Annotated in this window: 12 protein-coding genes; 4 read left to right on the forward strand and 8 right to left on the reverse strand. The window is 65.6% G+C overall.

Going from position 1 to position 18,536, the window contains the following annotated elements:
• Window positions 1–31: 31 nt before the first annotated feature.
• From U0034_RS16605 to U0034_RS16615, 3 genes are all read right to left on the reverse strand, one after another.
• On the reverse strand, window positions 32–982 hold the full coding sequence (locus tag U0034_RS16605; protein WP_102622843.1) for a hypothetical protein: 951 nt from the start codon (window positions 980–982) through the stop codon (window positions 32–34).
• 408 nt (window positions 983–1,390) lie between these two features.
• Entirely contained in the window at window positions 1,391–2,845 is a 1,455-nt protein-coding gene (locus U0034_RS16610; protein WP_085226874.1) for an HDOD domain-containing protein, read from the reverse strand.
• A gap of 46 nt (window positions 2,846–2,891) precedes the next feature.
• Complete coding sequence (locus U0034_RS16615; RefSeq protein WP_085226876.1) at window positions 2,892–4,718, reverse strand: putative bifunctional diguanylate cyclase/phosphodiesterase; 1,827 nt, start codon at window positions 4,716–4,718, stop codon at window positions 2,892–2,894.
• 338 nt (window positions 4,719–5,056) lie between these two features.
• Between U0034_RS16615 and U0034_RS16620 the strand changes: the two genes are divergently transcribed.
• The 3 genes from U0034_RS16620 (at window position 5,057) to U0034_RS16630 (ending at window position 9,656) form a co-directional block, all read left to right on the forward strand.
• A complete protein-coding gene (locus U0034_RS16620; protein WP_085226878.1) occupies window positions 5,057–6,367 on the forward strand; it encodes an EAL and HDOD domain-containing protein in 1,311 nt (436 codons plus the stop codon).
• 153 nt (window positions 6,368–6,520) lie between these two features.
• Window positions 6,521–7,075, forward strand: a complete 555-nt coding sequence (locus tag U0034_RS16625; RefSeq protein ID WP_386092256.1) for a peroxiredoxin — start codon at window positions 6,521–6,523, stop codon at window positions 7,073–7,075.
• Between the two features lie 271 nt (window positions 7,076–7,346).
• Window positions 7,347–9,656 carry a hypothetical protein gene (locus tag U0034_RS16630; protein ID WP_102622842.1) on the forward strand — a complete coding sequence of 770 codons (2,310 nt, stop codon included), beginning with the start codon at window positions 7,347–7,349 and terminating at the stop codon, window positions 9,654–9,656.
• Here the strand turns inward: U0034_RS16630 and U0034_RS16635 are convergent.
• The 3 genes from U0034_RS16635 to U0034_RS16645 form a co-directional block, all read right to left on the reverse strand.
• Entirely contained in the window at window positions 9,577–10,128 is a 552-nt protein-coding gene (locus U0034_RS16635; RefSeq protein ID WP_386092087.1) for a YMGG-like glycine zipper-containing protein, read from the reverse strand. The two genes, U0034_RS16630 and U0034_RS16635, sit on opposite strands and share 80 nt — an antisense overlap.
• 1 nt (window position 10,129) lies before the next feature.
• On the reverse strand, window positions 10,130–10,528 hold the full coding sequence (locus tag U0034_RS16640) for a hypothetical protein (RefSeq protein WP_085226882.1): 399 nt from the start codon (window positions 10,526–10,528) through the stop codon (window positions 10,130–10,132).
• A 97-nt stretch (window positions 10,529–10,625) separates the two neighbouring features.
• A complete protein-coding gene (locus U0034_RS16645) occupies window positions 10,626–11,222 on the reverse strand; it encodes a TetR/AcrR family transcriptional regulator (protein ID WP_233211794.1) in 597 nt (198 codons plus the stop codon).
• A gap of 153 nt (window positions 11,223–11,375) precedes the next feature.
• Here U0034_RS16645 and U0034_RS16650 point away from each other — a divergent pair, with 153 nt between their 5' ends.
• Entirely contained in the window at window positions 11,376–11,975 is a 600-nt protein-coding gene (locus U0034_RS16650; protein ID WP_085226886.1) for a hydrolase, read from the forward strand.
• 84 nt (window positions 11,976–12,059) lie between these two features.
• On the opposite strand, the gene U0034_RS16655 is transcribed toward U0034_RS16650, so the two are convergent.
• Both U0034_RS16655 and U0034_RS16660 read right to left on the reverse strand, forming a co-directional pair.
• Window positions 12,060–15,356 (reverse strand): efflux RND transporter permease subunit, encoded by a 3,297-nt coding sequence (locus U0034_RS16655; RefSeq protein WP_085226888.1) that lies wholly within the window; start codon window positions 15,354–15,356, stop codon window positions 12,060–12,062.
• A gap of 45 nt (window positions 15,357–15,401) precedes the next feature.
• Entirely contained in the window at window positions 15,402–18,533 is a 3,132-nt protein-coding gene (locus tag U0034_RS16660) for an MdtB/MuxB family multidrug efflux RND transporter permease subunit (protein ID WP_085226890.1), read from the reverse strand.
• Window positions 18,534–18,536 lie beyond the last annotated feature (3 nt).

An 18,536-nucleotide genomic window follows, 5' to 3' on the forward strand; every position in this document is an offset into this window, starting at 1 on the left:
CGGGGCTGGGACGACGGGGTCGCGGCGCATGTCATCTATGCAGAGGCATGGCGAGCATGGCCAAGTCGTCTTCACCGATTTCGAAAGGATCATCCGATTCTGGCTGCATGAGCCATTCCAGCGCATTGTATTCTTTTGCGGAGGCATGGGCCGACATTATCTTTACCCGGACCCCGCTGAGATCGACATTGCGGCTTATGAGTTCCTCCAGAATGGCGATCAAATGCGGTTCGCCAGGTTTGTAGTGGCCGCTTTCGTTTGAAACCTTAATCAACTCCCCATCGCTGTTCATTTCGAAATAACCTGCTGATCTGACAGATCCTCCGGATAATAATGATGTGTGATGATGGAGGAGAGGGGTCTTGTGTAACGTATAGATCCGATTTTCCTCGTCCATTGCGAACATCAACTCAAGATTGCTCTCGTTCCCGCTGCCTTCCTTGTTTTTATTGGATAGGCTGGCGAGATATGGGGATGTGATCTTGTTTCCGTCGAACGATGTTAACAGATTCTCTCTGCGGGCTGCGTCGTAATAATCGATCTTTTTGTGGCGGGCTTCTTGCGGTATTTCATCAATAATTAAAGTCATTACTTCCGACGCGGTGTCTGTGGCGAGCCAGTCGAAGAAATTCAGCGAACCGGGCATGATTTTCCAGGCGCTATGCAGTGCGCTGAGCCACTCCCCGTAGCGGTGCTGTTCATCGAGTTTTTCGAGGTAGTAGGCATCGGAGAGATCCAGCCCTCCTTCGAAATTGCCTGCGGTCAGGCGGCGAGCGATTGCCTTTCCGCGCCGCCAATTCTGCTTTGCCCGCCTTTTGGAAAGCCAGTCGAAGAAGCTGGAGGTGCTATTGGAGTTGCTCCATATTTTGTGGAGGAGCGAAAGATCGCCTTTATATTTATATTTATTGTTTCTGTTTAATAGCGTCAGGTATTGATCTTCCCCCGAGGTCGAAAAATCGGGGTTCGACTGCAGTTCGGCCATGATGCTTCGGACCCGCTGCCAGCTTCTGGCGGTTGTGCTGTGTGCGGCTGGTTCGAGCATGATAGGCCTCGCGTTCAGGCGTGCTATGCGGCAGTGTAACCTATATTCCTGGTAGGGCAGTGCTCCTGAATTCTATCCCTCGATATGGATTGTCGCTCTGGCTTGATTTTCCCGGTTATTCCCGTTATTTGGTTTTACAGCCGCGATTTGAGCAATAACTGTCGATCAGCGACCTGCGATGTGTCGAAAACCGATGGGCCCGCCTATGAGTGCGGTGTAGCGGCCGCCCCGGCGGGCGCATGCGGCGAGCAAGGCGTAGAGCAGGGACAGCGCACGGCCATTATCGGGCGACGTGCGCTGTCGGATTCGTTGAATAGCGGGCGTGTCTGCTGACGCGAAGCGGTTCGATCAGAGCGTTTCCACTTCTCGGGCGGGCGCGTGCGCGAAGAACCGGCCGAGCTCGCGCGCAAGCTCGTTCAACGCACTCATTTGAGCCTGCGAGATTTTGCGCGCTTCGCCGCCATGGCACCAGTCGCCATAGATGAGCGCGACCGTGGACTGATGGGCGACCACGGGCAGCAGCACGAACGAGCGTGCGTCCGAGAAGGCGTCACGGAACCATGTCGGCAATCGCGCCACCATCTTCGGATCGCGCGCGTTCTCGATGAAGATGCCGACCGAATTGGCGATCGCGAGATGGAAGACGTCGGGCTCGAACGCTTCCTTGAACCATAGTGTCGGCAGCACACGCTCGATGTCGCGCCCGAGGCCGAGCCGGGCCTTGAAAAGCCCTGACGCCTGGCGTACGAAGACGACCGTGTGCGCAAAGCCGAGGCCCGCGAGCACCGTTTCCGAGGCCAGCGAGAGGACGGGCGCGAGCGCGTTCTCGGAGGGCAGCGCGCGCAAATCCTCGAGGCCCGCCGCGATGCGCGCCTCCGGGCTGATGCTCGCGCGCGCGATCGCATCGGCGTTCGCGCGCAACTCGGCGATCTCGCGCACGACGCCTTCGCCCGCTTCCTCGCGTGCGAGCGCGACGCTCATCGCGACGAGCGTTTCGGGATCCGTCGTGAGTGCGGCGCAGTAGCGCTGGGCCACGCTTGCGAGCTTGGCCTCGATGGCCTGCGCGGGCGCATCGGGCGCGGTGAGAACGTCGGCCACTTCGGTGGAAAAATTCGTTACCGCGCGCAGCCATTGCGCCGATTGCTGCGCATCGGCATCGGGCTCGTAGGTGCCCATGCCGATACGGATCGTTTCGGGCAGGCGCCAGCGAGAGGCGGCCTCCAGGCCGATTTCCTCGAAGCTCACACCGAGCACGGCGACGCACGCCTGCGTTTCGTCGAGTGCTCCCTGGCCGGCCTTGCGGCGGATCTGCTCCCATTCCTCTTCGAGATAACAGACCACGAGCAGCTTGCCCACTTGCCGCATCAGCGTGCAGACGACGGCTTCCTCGCCCGCGCGCAGATCGGTTTGCGCGGTCAGCTTGCGCGCGACGCTGCCCGAGAGCAGTGTGCGGTTGAGCTCCACCTTGGCATCGATGCGGTGCGGTGCGCTCTGATGGAAGTGATCGACGAGCTTCAAACCGACCACGAGGTGGCCGACGGCGTCCATGCCGAGCACCATCAGCGCGCGTGTGACGGTGGTGATGTTGCCGCCGAACGCCATGTACATGGCCGAGTTTGCAAGGCGCAGCACTTTCTGCGTCAGCGCGAAGTCCGACAGCACGACCTGCACGAGCGCCGTGAAATCGAGGTCGTCATTCTTCATGGCAGCCACGGCTGTGCGCAACGATTGCGAAAGCATCGGAAAGTCGCCGCGCTCGCTCATTTGGGCCCAAAGCTTATCGAGCAGCGCCACCTTCACCATGTGGAATCCGTCAAAACCATATGCATGTCTGTATTGTCGAGCAGCCTCAGGCTGCCGCCTCGACCTCGTGCAGGCGCAGCGCGCGGCTGGCGAACCGCTGCGCGAGCTCCTCGGAAGGCAGCGCCTTGCACACGAGCCAGCCCTGGATGTGGCCGCAGCCCATCTGCGTCAGGAGCTGCCGTTGAGCTTCCGTTTCCACTCCTTCCGCCACGAGCTCGAGATCGAGCGTTCGCGCCAGCCCCACGACGGCCGAGACGATCGCCTGGTCGTTGCGTGAGGTTATCAGGTTCTCGACGAAACTGCGGTCGATCTTTAGCTTGGCGAGGGGAAACCGTTGCAAGTACGCAAGACTCGAGTATCCGGTGCCGAAATCGTCGACGGCGAAGCGGATGCCGGCGGCCGTGAGTTCCTCGAGCAGCGTCTTGGCATGCGCCGGGTCTTGCATGAGCAGGCTTTCCGTGATCTCGAGCACGAGCCGGCGCGGGTTCACGCCGGTCAGATCGAGCGCTTCCCGCACGTTTTGCGTGAAGCGCGGATCGCGGAACTGCTGAGGCGACACGTTCACGGCCACGTACTGCAACGCGATGTCTTGGGCATCCCATTGGACAAGCTGCATGCAGGCGACCTTGAGCACCCAGTTGCCCAGATAGTTGATGAGCCCGATCGATTCGGCGAGCGGTATGAACGTCGATGGTGGGACGAGTCCGTGTACCGGGTGGTGCCAGCGGATGAGCGCTTCTACACCCACGACGCCGCCCGTGTGGCTGCTTGTAATGGGCTGAAAGTGAAGTGCGAACTCACCGTTGCGCACGCCGTCGTAGAGGTCCGCCTCGAGCTTCAGGCGTTCCGCGTCGGCCGGGTCGGCATCGGGCGTGTGAAACGCGATGGCATTGCTGCCCGATGCCTTGGCCTGGGCCAGTGCGTGGTCCGCGCGGCGCATGAACTGTTCGTGATGGCCGGGCCAGCCGTCTTCGCCCGGGGCGGGATAGAGCGCAATACCCACGCTCGTCGACAGATGCACTGGTTGCCCGTTGAACGAATACGGCTGTTGGATGGCCGTCATGAGACGGCGCGCGAGCGCCTCGGCGGCCGCGGCGGCATGATCGCGCGTGCCGCACCGCACGAGGATCGCGAACTCGTCGCTCGTCACCCGGGCCAGCATCTCGTCGGACGAGACGAGGCCGGAAAGCCGCTGCGCCGTGTCGCGCAGCAGTGCATCGCCCGCGTCGTAGCCCAGTGCCCGGTTCACGCGCTGGTAGTCGTCCAGATCGATGAGCAGCAAGGCGGCGCCGGTGCCCTCGGCGTCCGCGTATTCCTGCGCGCGCTTGAGCGCGCTGGCGAGCGCCGTGCCGTTGGCGAGGCCCGTCATGCGGTCGTTGTGGAGTTCGTACGTGAGCCGCTCTTCGGCAGCCCGCCAGTTGGCAACGTCGAACGCCGAGACCGCGAAGCCCGGGATGCCGTCGTGCATGCTCGGGACGACGCGCAGCTCGACCGGAATCGGATAAGTCAGCGACTTCATCAGATGCAGCGTTGCCCGTTCCACGCGGCCGCTCGCCGCCGCTTTGGCGACAAGCGCGTCGAGTTCCGCCGTCTCGCCCGCGGCCACGAGCTCGTGCAGCGTCACCGCCTGCAGATATTCGCGCCGGTAGCCGACGAAGCGCAGGCTCGCCTCGGATACATAGAGAAAGCGCAATTGCGCATCCACATGCGCGAGAAAATCGACGGCACCGACGAGCCGTTCGAGCTCGGCCGCAAGCGCGTCGCCCGCGCAGGTTGCGCTGCCGCGCGCGCTGGAGCCGCCGCGGCGCCACAGCAGATCGATTGCGGCGCGCCACGCGCCACGGCGAGGCGTGCTGATGATGTTTCCTTCCATTGGTTCTCGCTGACTGAGATCGAACGGCCGCACGCGCGTCCGGCGAAAAGGCTGCGGCACTCGTCGGACCGCTCGCTATTGCCTCCCATCAGGCGCATTATCGGCTCTGGGACCGATTTCTTTAGCGCTAAGCTCATTGTGGGATCCGGCCCGATTTATGCGCGCATCCTGCCCAATTTTTGAGAGAATGCGGACGAGCCGCGGCAGCGCGTCGCTGGCAACGAGGGTGGCCGAGGGGTAAAGAGTCGTTCGCGGCCCAATGTGCCGCCTGTCGGCGCGGGCGCCGCACTTGCTGCCGATATCCGTGTCAATGCCAACCGAAGCGAACCGACGAACCCATGCCCGATAGCCTTTCCGTGCGCGCGAACCGGGGTGCCGCACGCGCCTCGCACGAGGCGTCCTACGTCTACATCGGACGCCAGCCGATCGTCGCGCGCGACGGCGCGCTGAAGGCCTATGAGCTGTTGTTCCGCTCGGGGCGCCGCAACGAAGCGCGCGTCGCGGACGACGCGCAGGCGACCGCGCACGTCGTCGCGAGCACGATCGGCGGCGTTGGCGTGGCTGCGGCGCTCGGCCCGCATCGGGGGTATGTCAACGTGGGCGGCTCGCTGCTGTTCGACGATGCGCTGCTTTTGCTGCCGCCCGAGCGCTTCGTCCTCGAAGTGCTCGAGACCGTGCCGCTCGACGCCACAGTCGTCGAGCGGCTTGCCTCGCTGCGCCGCGCGGGATTCCAGATCGCGCTCGACGATGTTGGGGAGATCAGCGAGCGCGTGTGTACCGCGCTGCCTCAGGTCGATATCGTCAAAGTCGATTTCGTTTTGGCCGAACGCGCGGCCTTGCCGGCCATCGCCAGGCAGGTGCGCCGCTGCGGCAAGACGCTCGTTGCGGAGAAAATCGAAACTCGGGAGGACTTCGGACTCGCGAGCGAACTCGGCTTCGAACTGTTCCAGGGCTATTTCTTTGCCCGGCCGCAAGTATTGAGAGCGCGCCGCAGCGAGCCGTCCCGGCAATCGCTCTTGCGCGTGCTCGCCTTGATCGCGGGCGACGCGCCGTTCGCCGAGCTCGAGGCCGAGCTCAAACGCAATCCGCCCGTCGTCATGCAGTTGCTGAGACTCGTCAATTCGAGCGCCTACGGGTTCGCGCGGCGCATTGCCTCGGTGCGCGAAGCCATACTCGCGGCCGGCACGCGGCAGATCGCCCGGTGGGCGCAACTGCTGCTTTATGCGTCTGCCTCGGGGCTGCCCTGGCGCTCGGACCCGCTCGTGCAACTGGCGGGCACGCGTTCCCGCTTCATGGAGCTGGCCGCGAGCCGTCTGCGGCCCGGCGACGAGCGCTTCATCGATATCGCGTTCATGACGGGTATTTTGTCGCTCGTGCACGTGCTGTTCGGTGAGTCGACACCCGCCGATACGCTGCACCGGCTCGGGCTCGTGCCCGAGATCGGCGATGCGATCAGCCACGGCACCGGGTTGCTCGGTGCGCTGCTGAAGATCGCCGAGGCCGCCGACGCCGCCGACGCGGGGCGCGCGCAAGCCGCCGTCGAGGCAGCCGCGGTTCAACATGGCGAGTTGGCGATGTTCACTCCCGCGTTGCTCGCTGAACTCACGCTGCTCGCCGCGGACTGGTTCGACGCTCGTCCCGCGTCGTGACGGTGCGATTGCGCCGGCTTGCGCGCGGCGCTGCACCATCGTCGGGCCCGTGCTTCAATAAGACCGTTTTCCATCGGGCGGAGCCGGCGGTGGAAGTGTGGCCGTTCCGTCTTCTCATCGAACCGACATCGAGGAAGCGATATGAAGCGAACGATGACACGTATTGCGCCCGCGTTGGCGCTCGCGCTCTGCCTGGGCACATGGACGCTCGACGCCGCCGCGGTACTGAAGCCCGGCGACAAGGCGCCGGCGTTCACGACCGACGCATCGCTCGGTGGCAAGACGTTCCGGTATTCGCTGGCCGATGCGCTCAAGCGCGGCCCCGTCGTGCTTTATTTTTACCCGGCGGCGTTCACCAAGGGCTGCACGATCGAAGCGCACGAGTTCGCCGAGGCCGTCGACGAGTACAAGCGGTATGGCGCGACGGTGATCGGCGTCTCGCGTGACGACATCGGCACGCTCGCGAGGTTTTCGGTCAGCGAATGCCGCAGCAAGTTTCCCGTTGCCGCGGACGGGAGCGGGCACATCGTCGAAGCCTACGACGCTGCCATGCCGCTCGCCAGCAAGAAGATGGCGAACCGCGTTTCGTACGTGATCGCGCCCGACGGCACGATCGTCTACGAGTACACGTCGCTGTCGCCGGACCAGCACGTGCGCAATACGCTCGACGCACTCAAGCAGTGGGCCACGGCGCATCCGGCGAAATGACCGGCTCGCGCGGTGTTTGAACGTCCGAGCCGCGCGTGCGGGCGTACGCAGCCCTTCGGCGTGGCGTCTGTTTGGTAAGGAGCCTCTACGAAAAGCTGTCGGCATTCGGGGGTGCAACACAAGACAATCGAGTCGAGATCATTTGACGAGCGGCCCCGCATTGCCCTGTTGGCAGGAGCCGGTGCTCCGGTGCTCTGGTGCTCTGGTGCTCTGGTGCATTACGCCGATCCATGCCCGCCGACACGATGCGACGAAGGCCGCCGGGGGAGGCATGATGCTCGGACGATATCAGGGCCCTTCGCGCCCGGCGGCGCGCGTGCGCCATGCGTCGGCGCGCCGCTGGGCAGGGGCCGCCGCGGCGGCGCTCGTCGCGGTGCTGGCCGGCTGCAGCGCCGCGGCGGATATGCCGGCGGCGCCCGGTGCGCACTTGCCGCGGCTCGAGGCCGACAAGGCGCGCGCGCTCGAGATCGAGCGTGCCATCGCGATGCGCTTGCCGTCGGCCGGCGGCATGACGCTCGCGCGTACGCGGCCGTTCACGCTGCGCGATTCGGGCATCGATGCGACGCTGCTCTTCGCGCGCGATGTCGATTTCCGTGTGACGGGCGAGCTCGGCTTCGAGATTCGAACGATGGCCGCAACGCTTGCGCCGGCGCACGACGGCGTGCCGATCGTCTTCGACGATCCGGCCAGTGTGACGATCCGCGTGCATCGCGGCGAGGTCGTGCTCGATGCGGCGCGGCTCACCGCCGTCTTCGACCGCTACCTCTTCGGCTATCGCGGCTCGCCGCTGCGACGCTTGCGCGTGACGCCTCAGGCCGGCACGCTGCGCATCTCGGGTGAGATGTGGCGCGGCGCATGGGTCCCGATCGAGCTCATGGGGACGCTCGCGACCGATCGCTCGCGCGGCCCCGATACGCTGATTTTTCATGCGACGCACGTGAGCGTGGCTGGCGTGGCGGCCGATGCGCTGATGCGCGCCGCACATGTGCGCATGGCCGATCTGCTGACGATTCGCACCCCGCTTGCGCAACTCGCGGGCGACGACGTGGTGATGCGTGCCTCGCTCTTGATGCCGCCGCCCGCGCTCGACATGACGGTGGCGGCCGTGAACGTGACGAGCGCGGGCGTGGCGCTCGCGCTCGACGACGGCACGCTCCAAGGCATCGACTGGCCCTCGCACATGCCTGCGCGCGGCATGCTGCTCGTGGGCGGCGACGTGAAGTTCATGCGCTCGATGCCGATGAACATCGACCTCGCGCTTGTGCCGCTCGAGCCGTTCATGGCCGATGAGCCATTTCGGTTCGATCTCTACCGGTATCGCGAGCAACTGGCCGCCGGGTTCATGACCTTCGACGAACGCGGGGCATTGACCGTGCACGTACCTTCGGCCGCCGCGCTTGCCGGCGCGAACGAGCGCACGAGCCTCCAGGGTTCGGCTCGCGCACAGTTCAACGACGCACTCTTGCGTCGCCAGCAGCGCGCGCTGGCCGCTGCGCGCGCCCAATGGCGCGCATCGACCGCCGAGGTGCCGGCAGCCGCCGCTTCATCCACGAAGGAGCAGGCGCAGGCGGCCGAACCGGCTGACGCGCGCGCCGAACGAGGTCCCACGGGTGGCCCCACGCGCGTGCACATCGAAAACGTCGATTATTTCGTCGCGGGGCGCATCGGCTTTCACGTGCGCACGCTCGATGCGCAGATGGTGCCCAAGCGCGCGGGCGAGCCTGTGGACCTCGACGATCCGAACCAGTACGACGTACGCATCCTCGCGGGCGAGGTGATCGAGCCTTGGCCGGCAATGACGGCGCTCTTCAACGAGTATCTGCTCGATTACGCACCGCGCTCGCTCAACGGCATCGAGCTGGTCGCGCACGAGGGCCAGCTCCAGGTCAATGGTGGCGTAAAGCTCTGGAATCGCTTTCCGGGGGTATGGATGCCGCTTGCCCTGAGCGGCGGCATCGAGGTGCTCGACGGGCGCCATATCGCCTATACGCCGACGCGCGTGGAGGTGCTCGGCGTCCCTCAGGCCGGATTGCTGCGAGCGCTCGGCGTGCAGCTTTCGTCGCTGACGCCGTTCGATCGCAAAGGCGCGCGCCTCGACGGCAACCGCCTCGTGTTCGATCAATACACGGTCTTTCCACCGCCCGCACTGATGGGCGAACTCGAACGCGCGAGCGTGACCGATGAAGGCCTCGTATTGAAGTTTCGACGGCAACCGTCCGTCGCGCTCTCGCACCCGCCCGCCGGCGCCGGCCCGAGCTACGTATGGATCGAAGGCGGCGACGTGAAGATGTTCGATTCGCTCGTCGTCAACGCGCGCGCGCTGATTCGCGATACGAGCTCTCCGACCCTGCGTTTCGACTTGTACGGGTACCGGCGAGACGTGTCGCGGGGTGCGGTGCGGATGGCGCTCGACGGCACGCTTGACGTCTCGCTCGCCCAGCGGGCCGACGCGAGCCCCCCTGACTGGGCGCCGATGGGCGCGGCGCACGGAGCCGCAGCGGTCAGTATCCGGGCGGGGGCGGCGGAGGCGGCGTGGCGCCGCGGGCCGGCTGCTCGTCGAACGACTGGCGATACGCGTTGACGGCGTTGGCCGGCACCGGCACGCGTTCGCCGGCCGCGTACATGCACTGGATGTAGGCGTAGTCGTAGCGTCGCTGGATGCCGTAGCCCGAGGCCTGCGCGGTGCCGGCACCAATGGCGCTGCCCGTGAGCAGCCCCGCGCCCGCGCCGATTGCGGCACCTTGCCCGCCGCCGAACGCGGCGCCGGCCGCCGCGCCCACGGCGGTGCCGAGGGCGGCGCTGCCGACGGCGCTCGACGTCGCGGCCTGGCCGGCGCTGACGCCGCCGACCTGTGCGAGCGCGTACTGGCGGCACGATGCGTCGTCCGCGCGGAATTGGTCGAAGGTCTTGCCGGTGCCCGGCAGCGCCATGACACTCGGGCCGGACGGCATGACGGTACAACCGGCGAGCGCGGCGAGCAGGGCGGCGGCCGGGGCCGCAGCCGCGATGCGCGCCCTCGCGCCGGCGCGAAGCGTGGTTCTCTGGTCGCTCATATCAGCGTTTCGGCGCGGGCGGCGTCGCAGGCGTTTCCTGCCAGCCGCCCGGGCATTCCTTGACATAGGGGTAATACGCCTTCGAGGCCCTGCAATACCACCAGGTACCGCCGGAGCTCGTGGCGGGCGTGCCCGGTGCCGCCGTCTGCGAACGTTCGATGTAAACATCGGGCTGGGCCGGCTCGATGACGACCGGCGGCGCATAGTAGGGCGGGGGATACACCGGGTAGGGCGGTGGATACGGCGCGTAGTAGTACGGCGCGGGTACGACCGGAACGGGGTAGATCGGGGCCGGTGGACCGAGGAAAACGCCGACGTTCCAATGCGCCGCCTGGGCGGTGCCGCTCAGGCAGACCGCCGCCGTCGCCAGGAGCGCAAGCGAAGCGTTTCGCCATCGCACGATGATTCTCCTTCATGACAAATGGCCCCTTCGAGACGGGGCGCTTATGAAGGCTATGCCAATCGCGGCGCAAGCACCATAACAGGCCGCTTCACAATTATTTCGCGGGCTTACCGTCGGAGGCGTCGGTGTACCGCCTCGTGCCTTCTTGCGCGCAATCGCCCAGATAGTGGAGCAGCAAGTGTTCGAGATCGCGAAGGGCGGCTTCGCGATCGGCTATCGATGCATCGAATCTCATGGCGACCGCCGTTTTCATCAGATGCTGGACGACGGCTGCTCGCACGGCGAGCGCGGCGGCCGGCAACCCAGGCGCCAGTGCCGCGATCATCGCTTCGATCGAACCGCGTATTCGGAGACGTATCGCTTGCGCGGCGGGCAGCGCGAGGTCCGCGGCGTCGACGAGCACGACGAACGCCGGATGCTCGGTGCGGAATCGCGCGAAGAGGGTGGTGAGCCGGGCGGCGAGCGATGCGGCGTCGCCGCCCGACGCGAGTGCGCGCAGCGCGTCCAGTGCATCGACGAGCGCACTCGTGTACTGCTCCATCAGTGCGGCGGCGATCTGTTCCTTTGTGGGAAAAAACTGATAAAGCGAACCGATCGACGACTCGGCGCGCGCCGCGATGGCCGTCATGGTCGCCGCTTCGTACCCCTTCTCCGCGAACTCGACGCTTGCCGCTTCGAGCAGACGCGCCACCCGTGCCCGCCCGCGGGCGCGGGCCGGTGCTTTGGGTGCCGAGGCCTCGGCCGGCGCCGAATGACTTGACTTTTGTGAGGTCATCCTCATATATTAAATGTGAGTCGAGCCTCACAATACAGGCTCGCGTCCATTCGTTCAACCGAGGCCAACATGCTGCAGAACCTGGATCCCCATACCACCGCGCTCGTGCTGATCGACCTTCAGCAGGGCATTCTCGGCTTCGGCAAGGCGCCACGCAGCGGCGAAGCCGCCTTGACGGCTGGCGCCAAGCTCGCCAAGCGCTTTCGCCGGATCGGAGCGCCGGTCGTGCTCGTACGCGTAGGCTGGAGCGCCGACTTCGGCGACGCGCTGAAACAGCCCGTCGATCGACCCACGCCTATGGACGGCGGCCTGCCTGCCAACTGGTGGGACTTCCCCGCGGAGCTCGAAACGAGCCCAAGCGATATCCTGATCACCAAACGTCAATGGGGCGCGTTCCACGGCACGGAACTCGATTTGCAGTTGCGCCGGCGCGGTGTTCGCACGATCGTGCTGGGTGGCGTGTCGACCAACGTCGGGGTCGAATCGACCGCACGCGCCGCCTTTGAGCACGGTTATGCGCTCGTGCTGGTAGAGGATGCGATGAGTTGCGTCGCCGCCGAGCAGCATCGGGCATCGGTGGAATATATTTTCCCAAGGCTCGGGCTCGTCCGCTCGTCGGAAGAGGTGCTTGCGGCGCTGCCCGGCCCAGCCGATTCGCGCGGCGCTTGAAGGCGCGCCGGGGTGTTCCGGCGACGGGCAACGAGCGGCCCGCAATACGGCTCGATGCGGCCGCCCTTCGCCGCGACGGCGCCCTCAGTGTTCCTGGCCGCGGACGGCCGGCGAGGCGCGCCGCCGGTCCCACCAGACACGCAGCCGGTCCATGTAGAGATAGACGACGGGCGTCGTATAGAGCGTGAGCATCTGGCTCACGATGAGCCCGCCGACGATCGAAATGCCGAGCGGCGAGCGCAGCTCCGCGCCCTCGCCGGTGCCGAAGGCAAGCGGCAATGCCCCGAGCAGGGCCGCGCAGGTCGTCATGAGGATGGGCCGAAAGCGCAGCAGGCAGGCGCTGCGGATCGCCTCGACTGAAGACATGCCCTGGCGCGATGCCTCGATGGCAAAGTCGATCATCATGATCGCGTTTTTCTTCACGATGCCGATGAGCAGAATCACGCCGATCAACGCGATGATGCTGAACTCCGTCTTGAAGAGCAGCAGCGCGAGCAGCGCCCCCACGCCCGCCGAAGGAAGCGTCGAGAGAATCGTCACGGGATGGATGTAGCTCTCGTAGAGAATGCCCAGCACGATATAGACGGCGGCGAGCGCGGCAAGAATCAGGAGCGGCATGTTCGACACCGACTGCTGGAACGCCTGCGCCGTACCGGAAAAGCTGCCGTGGATGGTACCCGGCATGCCGATGTCGGCCATCGTCTCCTCGATCGCGCGCGTGGCGTCCGAGAGCGACTTGCCGGGCGGCAGGTTGAACGAGATCGTCGAGGCCACGAACGAGCCCTGGTGATTGACGGAAAGCGGCGTATTGCCGGGTCCGAACGAGGCGATGGCCGAGAGCGGCACCATCGTTTCGGCGGAGGTCGACACAGCGGAACCCGTCGACGCGCTCGACTTGCCGCTCGCCGCGATCGAGTTGGTGGCGAGATTGCGAGCGGCGTCCGTTGCGATCGTGGCCGCGCTCGTGCCTGTGCTGCCACTGCCACCGCTCGCGGCGGCGGACGCAGTCACGGTCCCGGCCACCGCATTCGTCGATTGCGTACCGCCTGCGCTGCCGCCGGACGTGCTCACGTAGATCTGCTTGAGCATGTCCGGGCTCTGCCAATAGCGCGGGGCGACCTCCATGACGACGTGATACTGGTTGAGCGGGTTGTAGATCGTCGAGACCTGGCGCTGGCCGAACGCGTCGTAGAGCGTGTTGTCGATCTGCGAAGGCGTGATCTTGTAGCGCGCGGCGCTCCTGCGATCGATCGTCACCATCGATTCGAGGCCGCCTTGCTGCTGATCCGAGTTGACGTCGATGAGTTCCGCCCGGCGCTTGAGCGCCTCCGTGAGCTTGGGGGTCCATTCGTCGAGATCGGCCGAGGAGTCGCCGAGCAGCGTGAACTGGTATTGCGCGTTCGACATGCGGCCGCCGACGCGGATGTCCTGCACGGGCTGCAGAAACGTCTGCGCGCCCGCCACGTGCGAGAGCGGGCCACGCAGCTGCGCGATGACCTGATCGGCCGAGGCCTTGCGTGCCTTGCCTTTCGGTTTGAGCGAGATGAACATGAAGCCGGAGTTCGTCTGCCGGCCGCCCGTGAAGCCGGTGACGGTGTCGACGTTCTGGTTCGCCTGCACGATACGCATCATTTCGGCGAACTTCGTCTTCATCAACTGGAACGATGTGCTCTGATCGGCCATGATGCCGCCGATCAGCCGCCCCGTGTCCTGCTGCGGGAAGAAACCCTTGGGCACGGCCACGTAGAGATAGACGTTGAGCGCCACGGTGCCCGCCAGGATCGCAATGACGATCGCCGGATGCGCGAGGGCCCAGCCGAGCGTGCGCCCGTAGCCGGCGGCGAGCCGCGCGAAGCCGCTTTCGAGCCGGCGCGCAAGCGGGCCTTCCTCGCGGCGCTCGTGGGCCGGGCGCAGCAGCCGCGAGCACATCATGGGCGTGACTGTCAGCGACACGGCGAGCGAAACGGCGATCGCAAGCGAAAGCGTCACGGCGAATTCGCGGAAGATGCGCCCCACGATGCCGCCCATCAACAGGATCGGCAGGAACACGGCCACGAGCGAGATACTGATGGACATGACCGTGAAGCCCACCTCGCTCGCGCCGAGGTAGGCGGCGCGCATCGGCGGCACGCCTGCTTCGATGTGCCGCGAGATATTTTCGAGTACGACGATCGCGTCGTCCACGACGAAACCCGTCGCGATGATGAGGGCCATCAGCGACAGATTGTCGATCGAGTAGCCAAGCAGATACATGGCCCCGAACGTGCCGATGATCGAGATCGGAACGGCCACGCTCGGGATCAACGTCGCGCGCCAGTTGCGCAGGAACACGAATACCACGGACACGACGAGCGCCACGGCGATCAGCAGCGTACGCTCCGTATCCTTGAGCGACGAGCGGATCGTCGTCGAACGGTCGACGACGGGTTCGACGTCCACGGCGGCCGGCAGCGAGGCCTTGAGTGTCGGGATGAGGCCGATCACGCGGTCGACTGTTTCGACGATGTTGGCGCCGGGCTGCCGATAGAGAATGACGAGCACCGAGCGCTTGCCGTTCGACAGGCCGAGGTTGCGCAGATCTTCCACCGAATCGACGACTTCGGCGACGTCCGAAAGCTTGACGGCCGCGCCGTTGCGGTAAGCGATGACGAGGTCCTTGTATTGCGCGGCCCTCGTCGCCTGATCGTTCGTGTAGAGCTGTACGGTATGCGGCCCGAACTCGATCGCGCCTTTCGGGCTGTGAGCATTGGCGGCGGCGAGCGCGGCGCGCACGTCCTCGAGACCGATGCCGTAGTGAAACAGCGCCTGCGGCTCGAGCTCGACGCGCACGGCGGGGCTCGCCGAGCCGCTCACGTCCACCTCGCCCACGCCGTCCACCTGCGAGAGGGCTTGCTGCAACACGGTCGACGCGGCGTCGTAGAGCTGGCCGGGCGTCATCGTCGGCGAGCTCAGCGCGAGTACGAGGATCGGGGCGTCGGACGGGTTGTACTTGTGATAGGTCGGGTTGCTGCGCAGGCTCGTCGGCAAGTCCGCGCGCGCCGCGTTGATCGCGGCCTGCACGTCGCGCGCCGCGCCGTCGATGTCGCGGTTCAGGCCGAACTGCAGCGTGATGCGCGTATAGCCGACGGCGCTTTGCGACGTCATTTCGGTGACGTCGGCGATCTGGCCCAGGTGCCGTTCGAGCGGGCTCGCCACGCTCGTGGCCATCGTTTCCGGGCTCGCGCCTGCCATCTGCGCCATGACGGTGATCGTCGGGAAGTCGATCTGCGGCAACGGCGCGACCGGCAGCCTCACGAACGCAAAGAACCCCGCCAGCGCGATGCCGATCGCGAGCAGGGTCGTGGCGACGGGCCGGGAAATGAAGGGGCGGGAGAGATTCATCGCGTCCCTCCGCACGAGCGGTAGCGGATGCCGAGACGGTTCATGTCACGTGCCTGCGTCGCTCGGGCCGCGGCTCGCCGGCGGCATGCCGAAGCGTTCGCGCAGCCGGCGCGCGAGCGAATCGAAGCCGAGGTAGATGACGGGCGTCGTGAAGAGCGTGAGCAACTGGCTCACGAGCAGGCCGCCCGCAATGGCGATGCCGAGCGGATGGCGCAGCTCCGAGCCCACGCCGGTGCCGAGCATGAGCGGCAGCGCGCCGAGGAGCGCCGCCATCGTCGTCATGAGAATCGGCCTGAAGCGCAGCAGGCAAGCCTGATAGATGGCCTCGCGCGGCGATTTTCCTTCCTCGCGCTCGGCCTCCAATGCGAAGTCGATCATCATGATCGCGTTCTTCTTCACGATGCCGATCAGCAGCACGATGCCGATGATGCCGATGATGTCGAGGTCATGGCCCGAAATCATCAGTGCGAGCAGCGCCCCCACGCCGGCCGAGGGCAGGGTCGAGAGAATCGTGATCGGATGGATGAAGCTCTCGTAGAGCACGCCGAGCACGATGTACATGGTGACGATGGCGGCCAGGATCAGAAACAGTTCGTTCGAAAGCGAGGCCTGGAACGCGAGTGCCGCGCCCTGGAAGCGCGTCTGAAACGAGGCCGGCAGGCCGATCGCGGTTTCGGCCGCGCGGATCGCCTTGACGGCTTGCCCGAGCGAGGCGCCCGGCGCGAGGTTGAACGAGATCGTCGTGGCCGGAAACTGACCGAGGTGCGTGACGAGCAGCGGGGCGGGGCGCTCGATGAATTTCGCGATGGACGTGAGCGGCACCTGTCCGCTCGTCGTGGTGGACGAAGGCAGGTAGATCGACTTGAGCGCGTCCATGTAGTGCTGCATCTGCGGCTCCGCCTCGAGGATCACGCGATACTGATTCGACTGAGTGAAGATCGTCGAAATGATCCGCTGCCCGAAGGCGTCGTAGAGCGCGTTGTCGACGGTGGCAGGCGTGATGCCGAAACGGGCGGCGCTCGCGCGGTCGATTTCGACGTAGACGGAGCGTCCGCTTTGCTGCAGATCGGTGGCGACGTCGGCGAGTTCGGGCGCAGCCTTGAGCCGCTCGACGAGCTTCGGCACCCAGTTCGCGAACTCGTCGGCGTTGGGGTCGGTCAACATGAACTGATACTGCGTCGGGCTGACCGTCGAGTCGATCGTGAGGTCCTGCACGGGCTGCATGAAAAGCGAAATGCCCGGTACGTCCGCCACCTCGCCCGCGATGTCGCGAATGATGCTGCTCGCACCGGCGCTGCGTTCGCTCGCGGGCTTGAGATTGATCAGCATGCGCCCGCTGTTGAGCGTAATGTTGGTGCCGTCCACGCCGATGAACGACGTGAGGCTTTCGACGTTCGGGTTGCGCAGGATCACCTCGGCGAGCGCGCTTTGGCGATCGGCCATCGCTCCGTACGAGATCGATTGCGGCGCTTGGGTGATGGCCTGGATCACACCGGTATCCTGCACCGGAAAGAACCCTTTCGGGATCACGACATAGAGCACCCCCGTCAGCACGAGGGTGAGCACGGCCACGACGAGGGTCGAGCGCTGGCGCGCCAATACCCATTCGAGCGCGATGCCGTAGCGCGCGATCACGGCGTCGATGAGCGCATGCGCCTTCGCCTCGAAGCGGCGGCTTTCGGGCGGCGTATGGCGCAGCAGCTTCGCGCACATCATCGGCACGAGCGTGAGCGAGACGACGGCCGAGATGACGATCGTCACGGCGAGCGTGATCGCGAACTCGTGGAACAGGCGTCCCACCACGTCGCCCATGAATAGAAGCGGAATCAGCACCGCGATGAGCGAGACCGTGAGCGAGATGATCGTGAAGCCGATCTGCCGTGAGCCCTTGAGCGCCGCCTCCAGCGGTGAATCGCCCGCTTCGACGTAGCGCGCGATGTTCTCGATCATGACGATTGCGTCGTCGACGACGAAGCCCGTGGCAATGGTCAGCGCCATCAGCGAGAGATTGTCGAGCGAGAAACCCGCCAGATACATGACGGCGAGCGTGCCGATCAGCGAAAGCGGTACTGAGAGGCTCGGAATGACCGTTGCGTAGATATTGGCGAGAAAGAGGTACATCACGAGCACCACGAGCACGACGGAGGCGGCGAGCTCGAACTGCACGTCGCGCACCGAGGCGCGGATCGTGGTCGTGCGATCGGTGACGACGGCCACGTCGAGCGAGGCCGGCAACGAGGCGCGCAACTGCGGCAGGATTGCCTTGATGCTGTCGACAACTTGAATCACGTTCGCGCCAGGCTGGCGCTGCACGTTGAGCAGAATCGCGGGCGTGACGCCCTGCTGCGTGCCGATCCAGGCGCCGAGCCGGGTGTTCTCGGCGCCGTCGACGATCTTCGCCACGTCCGTCAGCATGACCGGGCGGCCGCTCTTGTAGGCGACGATCGCACTCTGGTACGCGCTCGCATCGGTCAACTGGTCGTTGGCGTTGATCGCGTAGTTGCGCGTCGGCCCGTCGAAGTTGCCCTTCGGCGTATTCACGTTCAGATTCGCGACCGTCGTGCGGAGATCGTCGAGATTGAGGCCGTAGGCCGCGAGCGCGAGCGGGTTGGCCTGAATCCGCACGGCGGGGCGGTTACCGCCCGCGAGACTCACGAGGCCGACGCCCGCCACCTGCGAGATCTTCTGCGCGAGCCGCGTGTCGGCGAGATTCTGCAATTGCGTGAGCGGCATCGTCTTCGACGTGATCGCGAGCGTGAGGATCGGAGCATCGGCCGGGTTGACCTTGGCGTAGATCGGCGGCGCCGGCAGATCCGACGGCAGCAGGTTGCCGGCCGCGTTGATGGCGGCCTGGACTTCCTGCTCGGCTACGTCGAGCGGCAGATCGAGGCTGAACTGCAGCGTGATGATCGACGAGCCGGCCGAACTTTGCGAGCTCATCTGATTGAGCGACGGCATCTGGCCGAACTGCCGTTCGAGCGGTGCCGTGACCGACGAAGTCATGACGTCCGGGCTCGCACCGGGGTAGAACGTCTGCACCTGGATCGTCGGGTAGTCGACCTCGGGCAGTGCGGAGATCGGCAAAAAGCGCAGCGCGACGAGCCCGACGAGCAGGATCGCCGCCATCAGCAGCGCCGTGCCGACGGGGCGCAGGATGAACGCGCGGGAAGGATTCATGCG

Origin of the sequence: Trinickia caryophylli (assembly GCF_034424545.1) — a bacterium.
GTDB lineage: Bacteria > Pseudomonadota > Gammaproteobacteria > Burkholderiales > Burkholderiaceae > Trinickia > Trinickia caryophylli.

Excerpts from the sequence above, each read along its gene's own strand:
- U0034_RS16605 (WP_102622843.1), bottom strand. The coding sequence starts at position 982 with ATGGCCGAACTGCAGTCGAACCCCGATTTTTCGACCTCGGGGGAAGAT.
- U0034_RS16610 (WP_085226874.1), bottom strand. The coding sequence starts at position 2,845 with ATGGTGAAGGTGGCGCTGCTCGATAAGCTTTGGGCCCAAATGAGCGAG.
- U0034_RS16615 (WP_085226876.1), bottom strand. The coding sequence starts at position 4,718 with ATGGAAGGAAACATCATCAGCACGCCTCGCCGTGGCGCGTGGCGCGCC.
- U0034_RS16620 (WP_085226878.1), top strand. The coding sequence starts at position 5,057 with ATGCCCGATAGCCTTTCCGTGCGCGCGAACCGGGGTGCCGCACGCGCC.
- U0034_RS16625 (WP_386092256.1), top strand. The coding sequence starts at position 6,521 with ATGACACGTATTGCGCCCGCGTTGGCGCTCGCGCTCTGCCTGGGCACA.
- U0034_RS16630 (WP_102622842.1), top strand. The coding sequence starts at position 7,347 with ATGATGCTCGGACGATATCAGGGCCCTTCGCGCCCGGCGGCGCGCGTG.
- U0034_RS16635 (WP_386092087.1), bottom strand. The coding sequence starts at position 10,128 with ATGAGCGACCAGAGAACCACGCTTCGCGCCGGCGCGAGGGCGCGCATC.
- U0034_RS16650 (WP_085226886.1), top strand. The coding sequence starts at position 11,376 with ATGCTGCAGAACCTGGATCCCCATACCACCGCGCTCGTGCTGATCGAC.
- U0034_RS16655 (WP_085226888.1), bottom strand. The coding sequence starts at position 15,356 with ATGAATCTCTCCCGCCCCTTCATTTCCCGGCCCGTCGCCACGACCCTG.
- U0034_RS16660 (WP_085226890.1), bottom strand. The coding sequence starts at position 18,533 with ATGAATCCTTCCCGCGCGTTCATCCTGCGCCCCGTCGGCACGGCGCTG.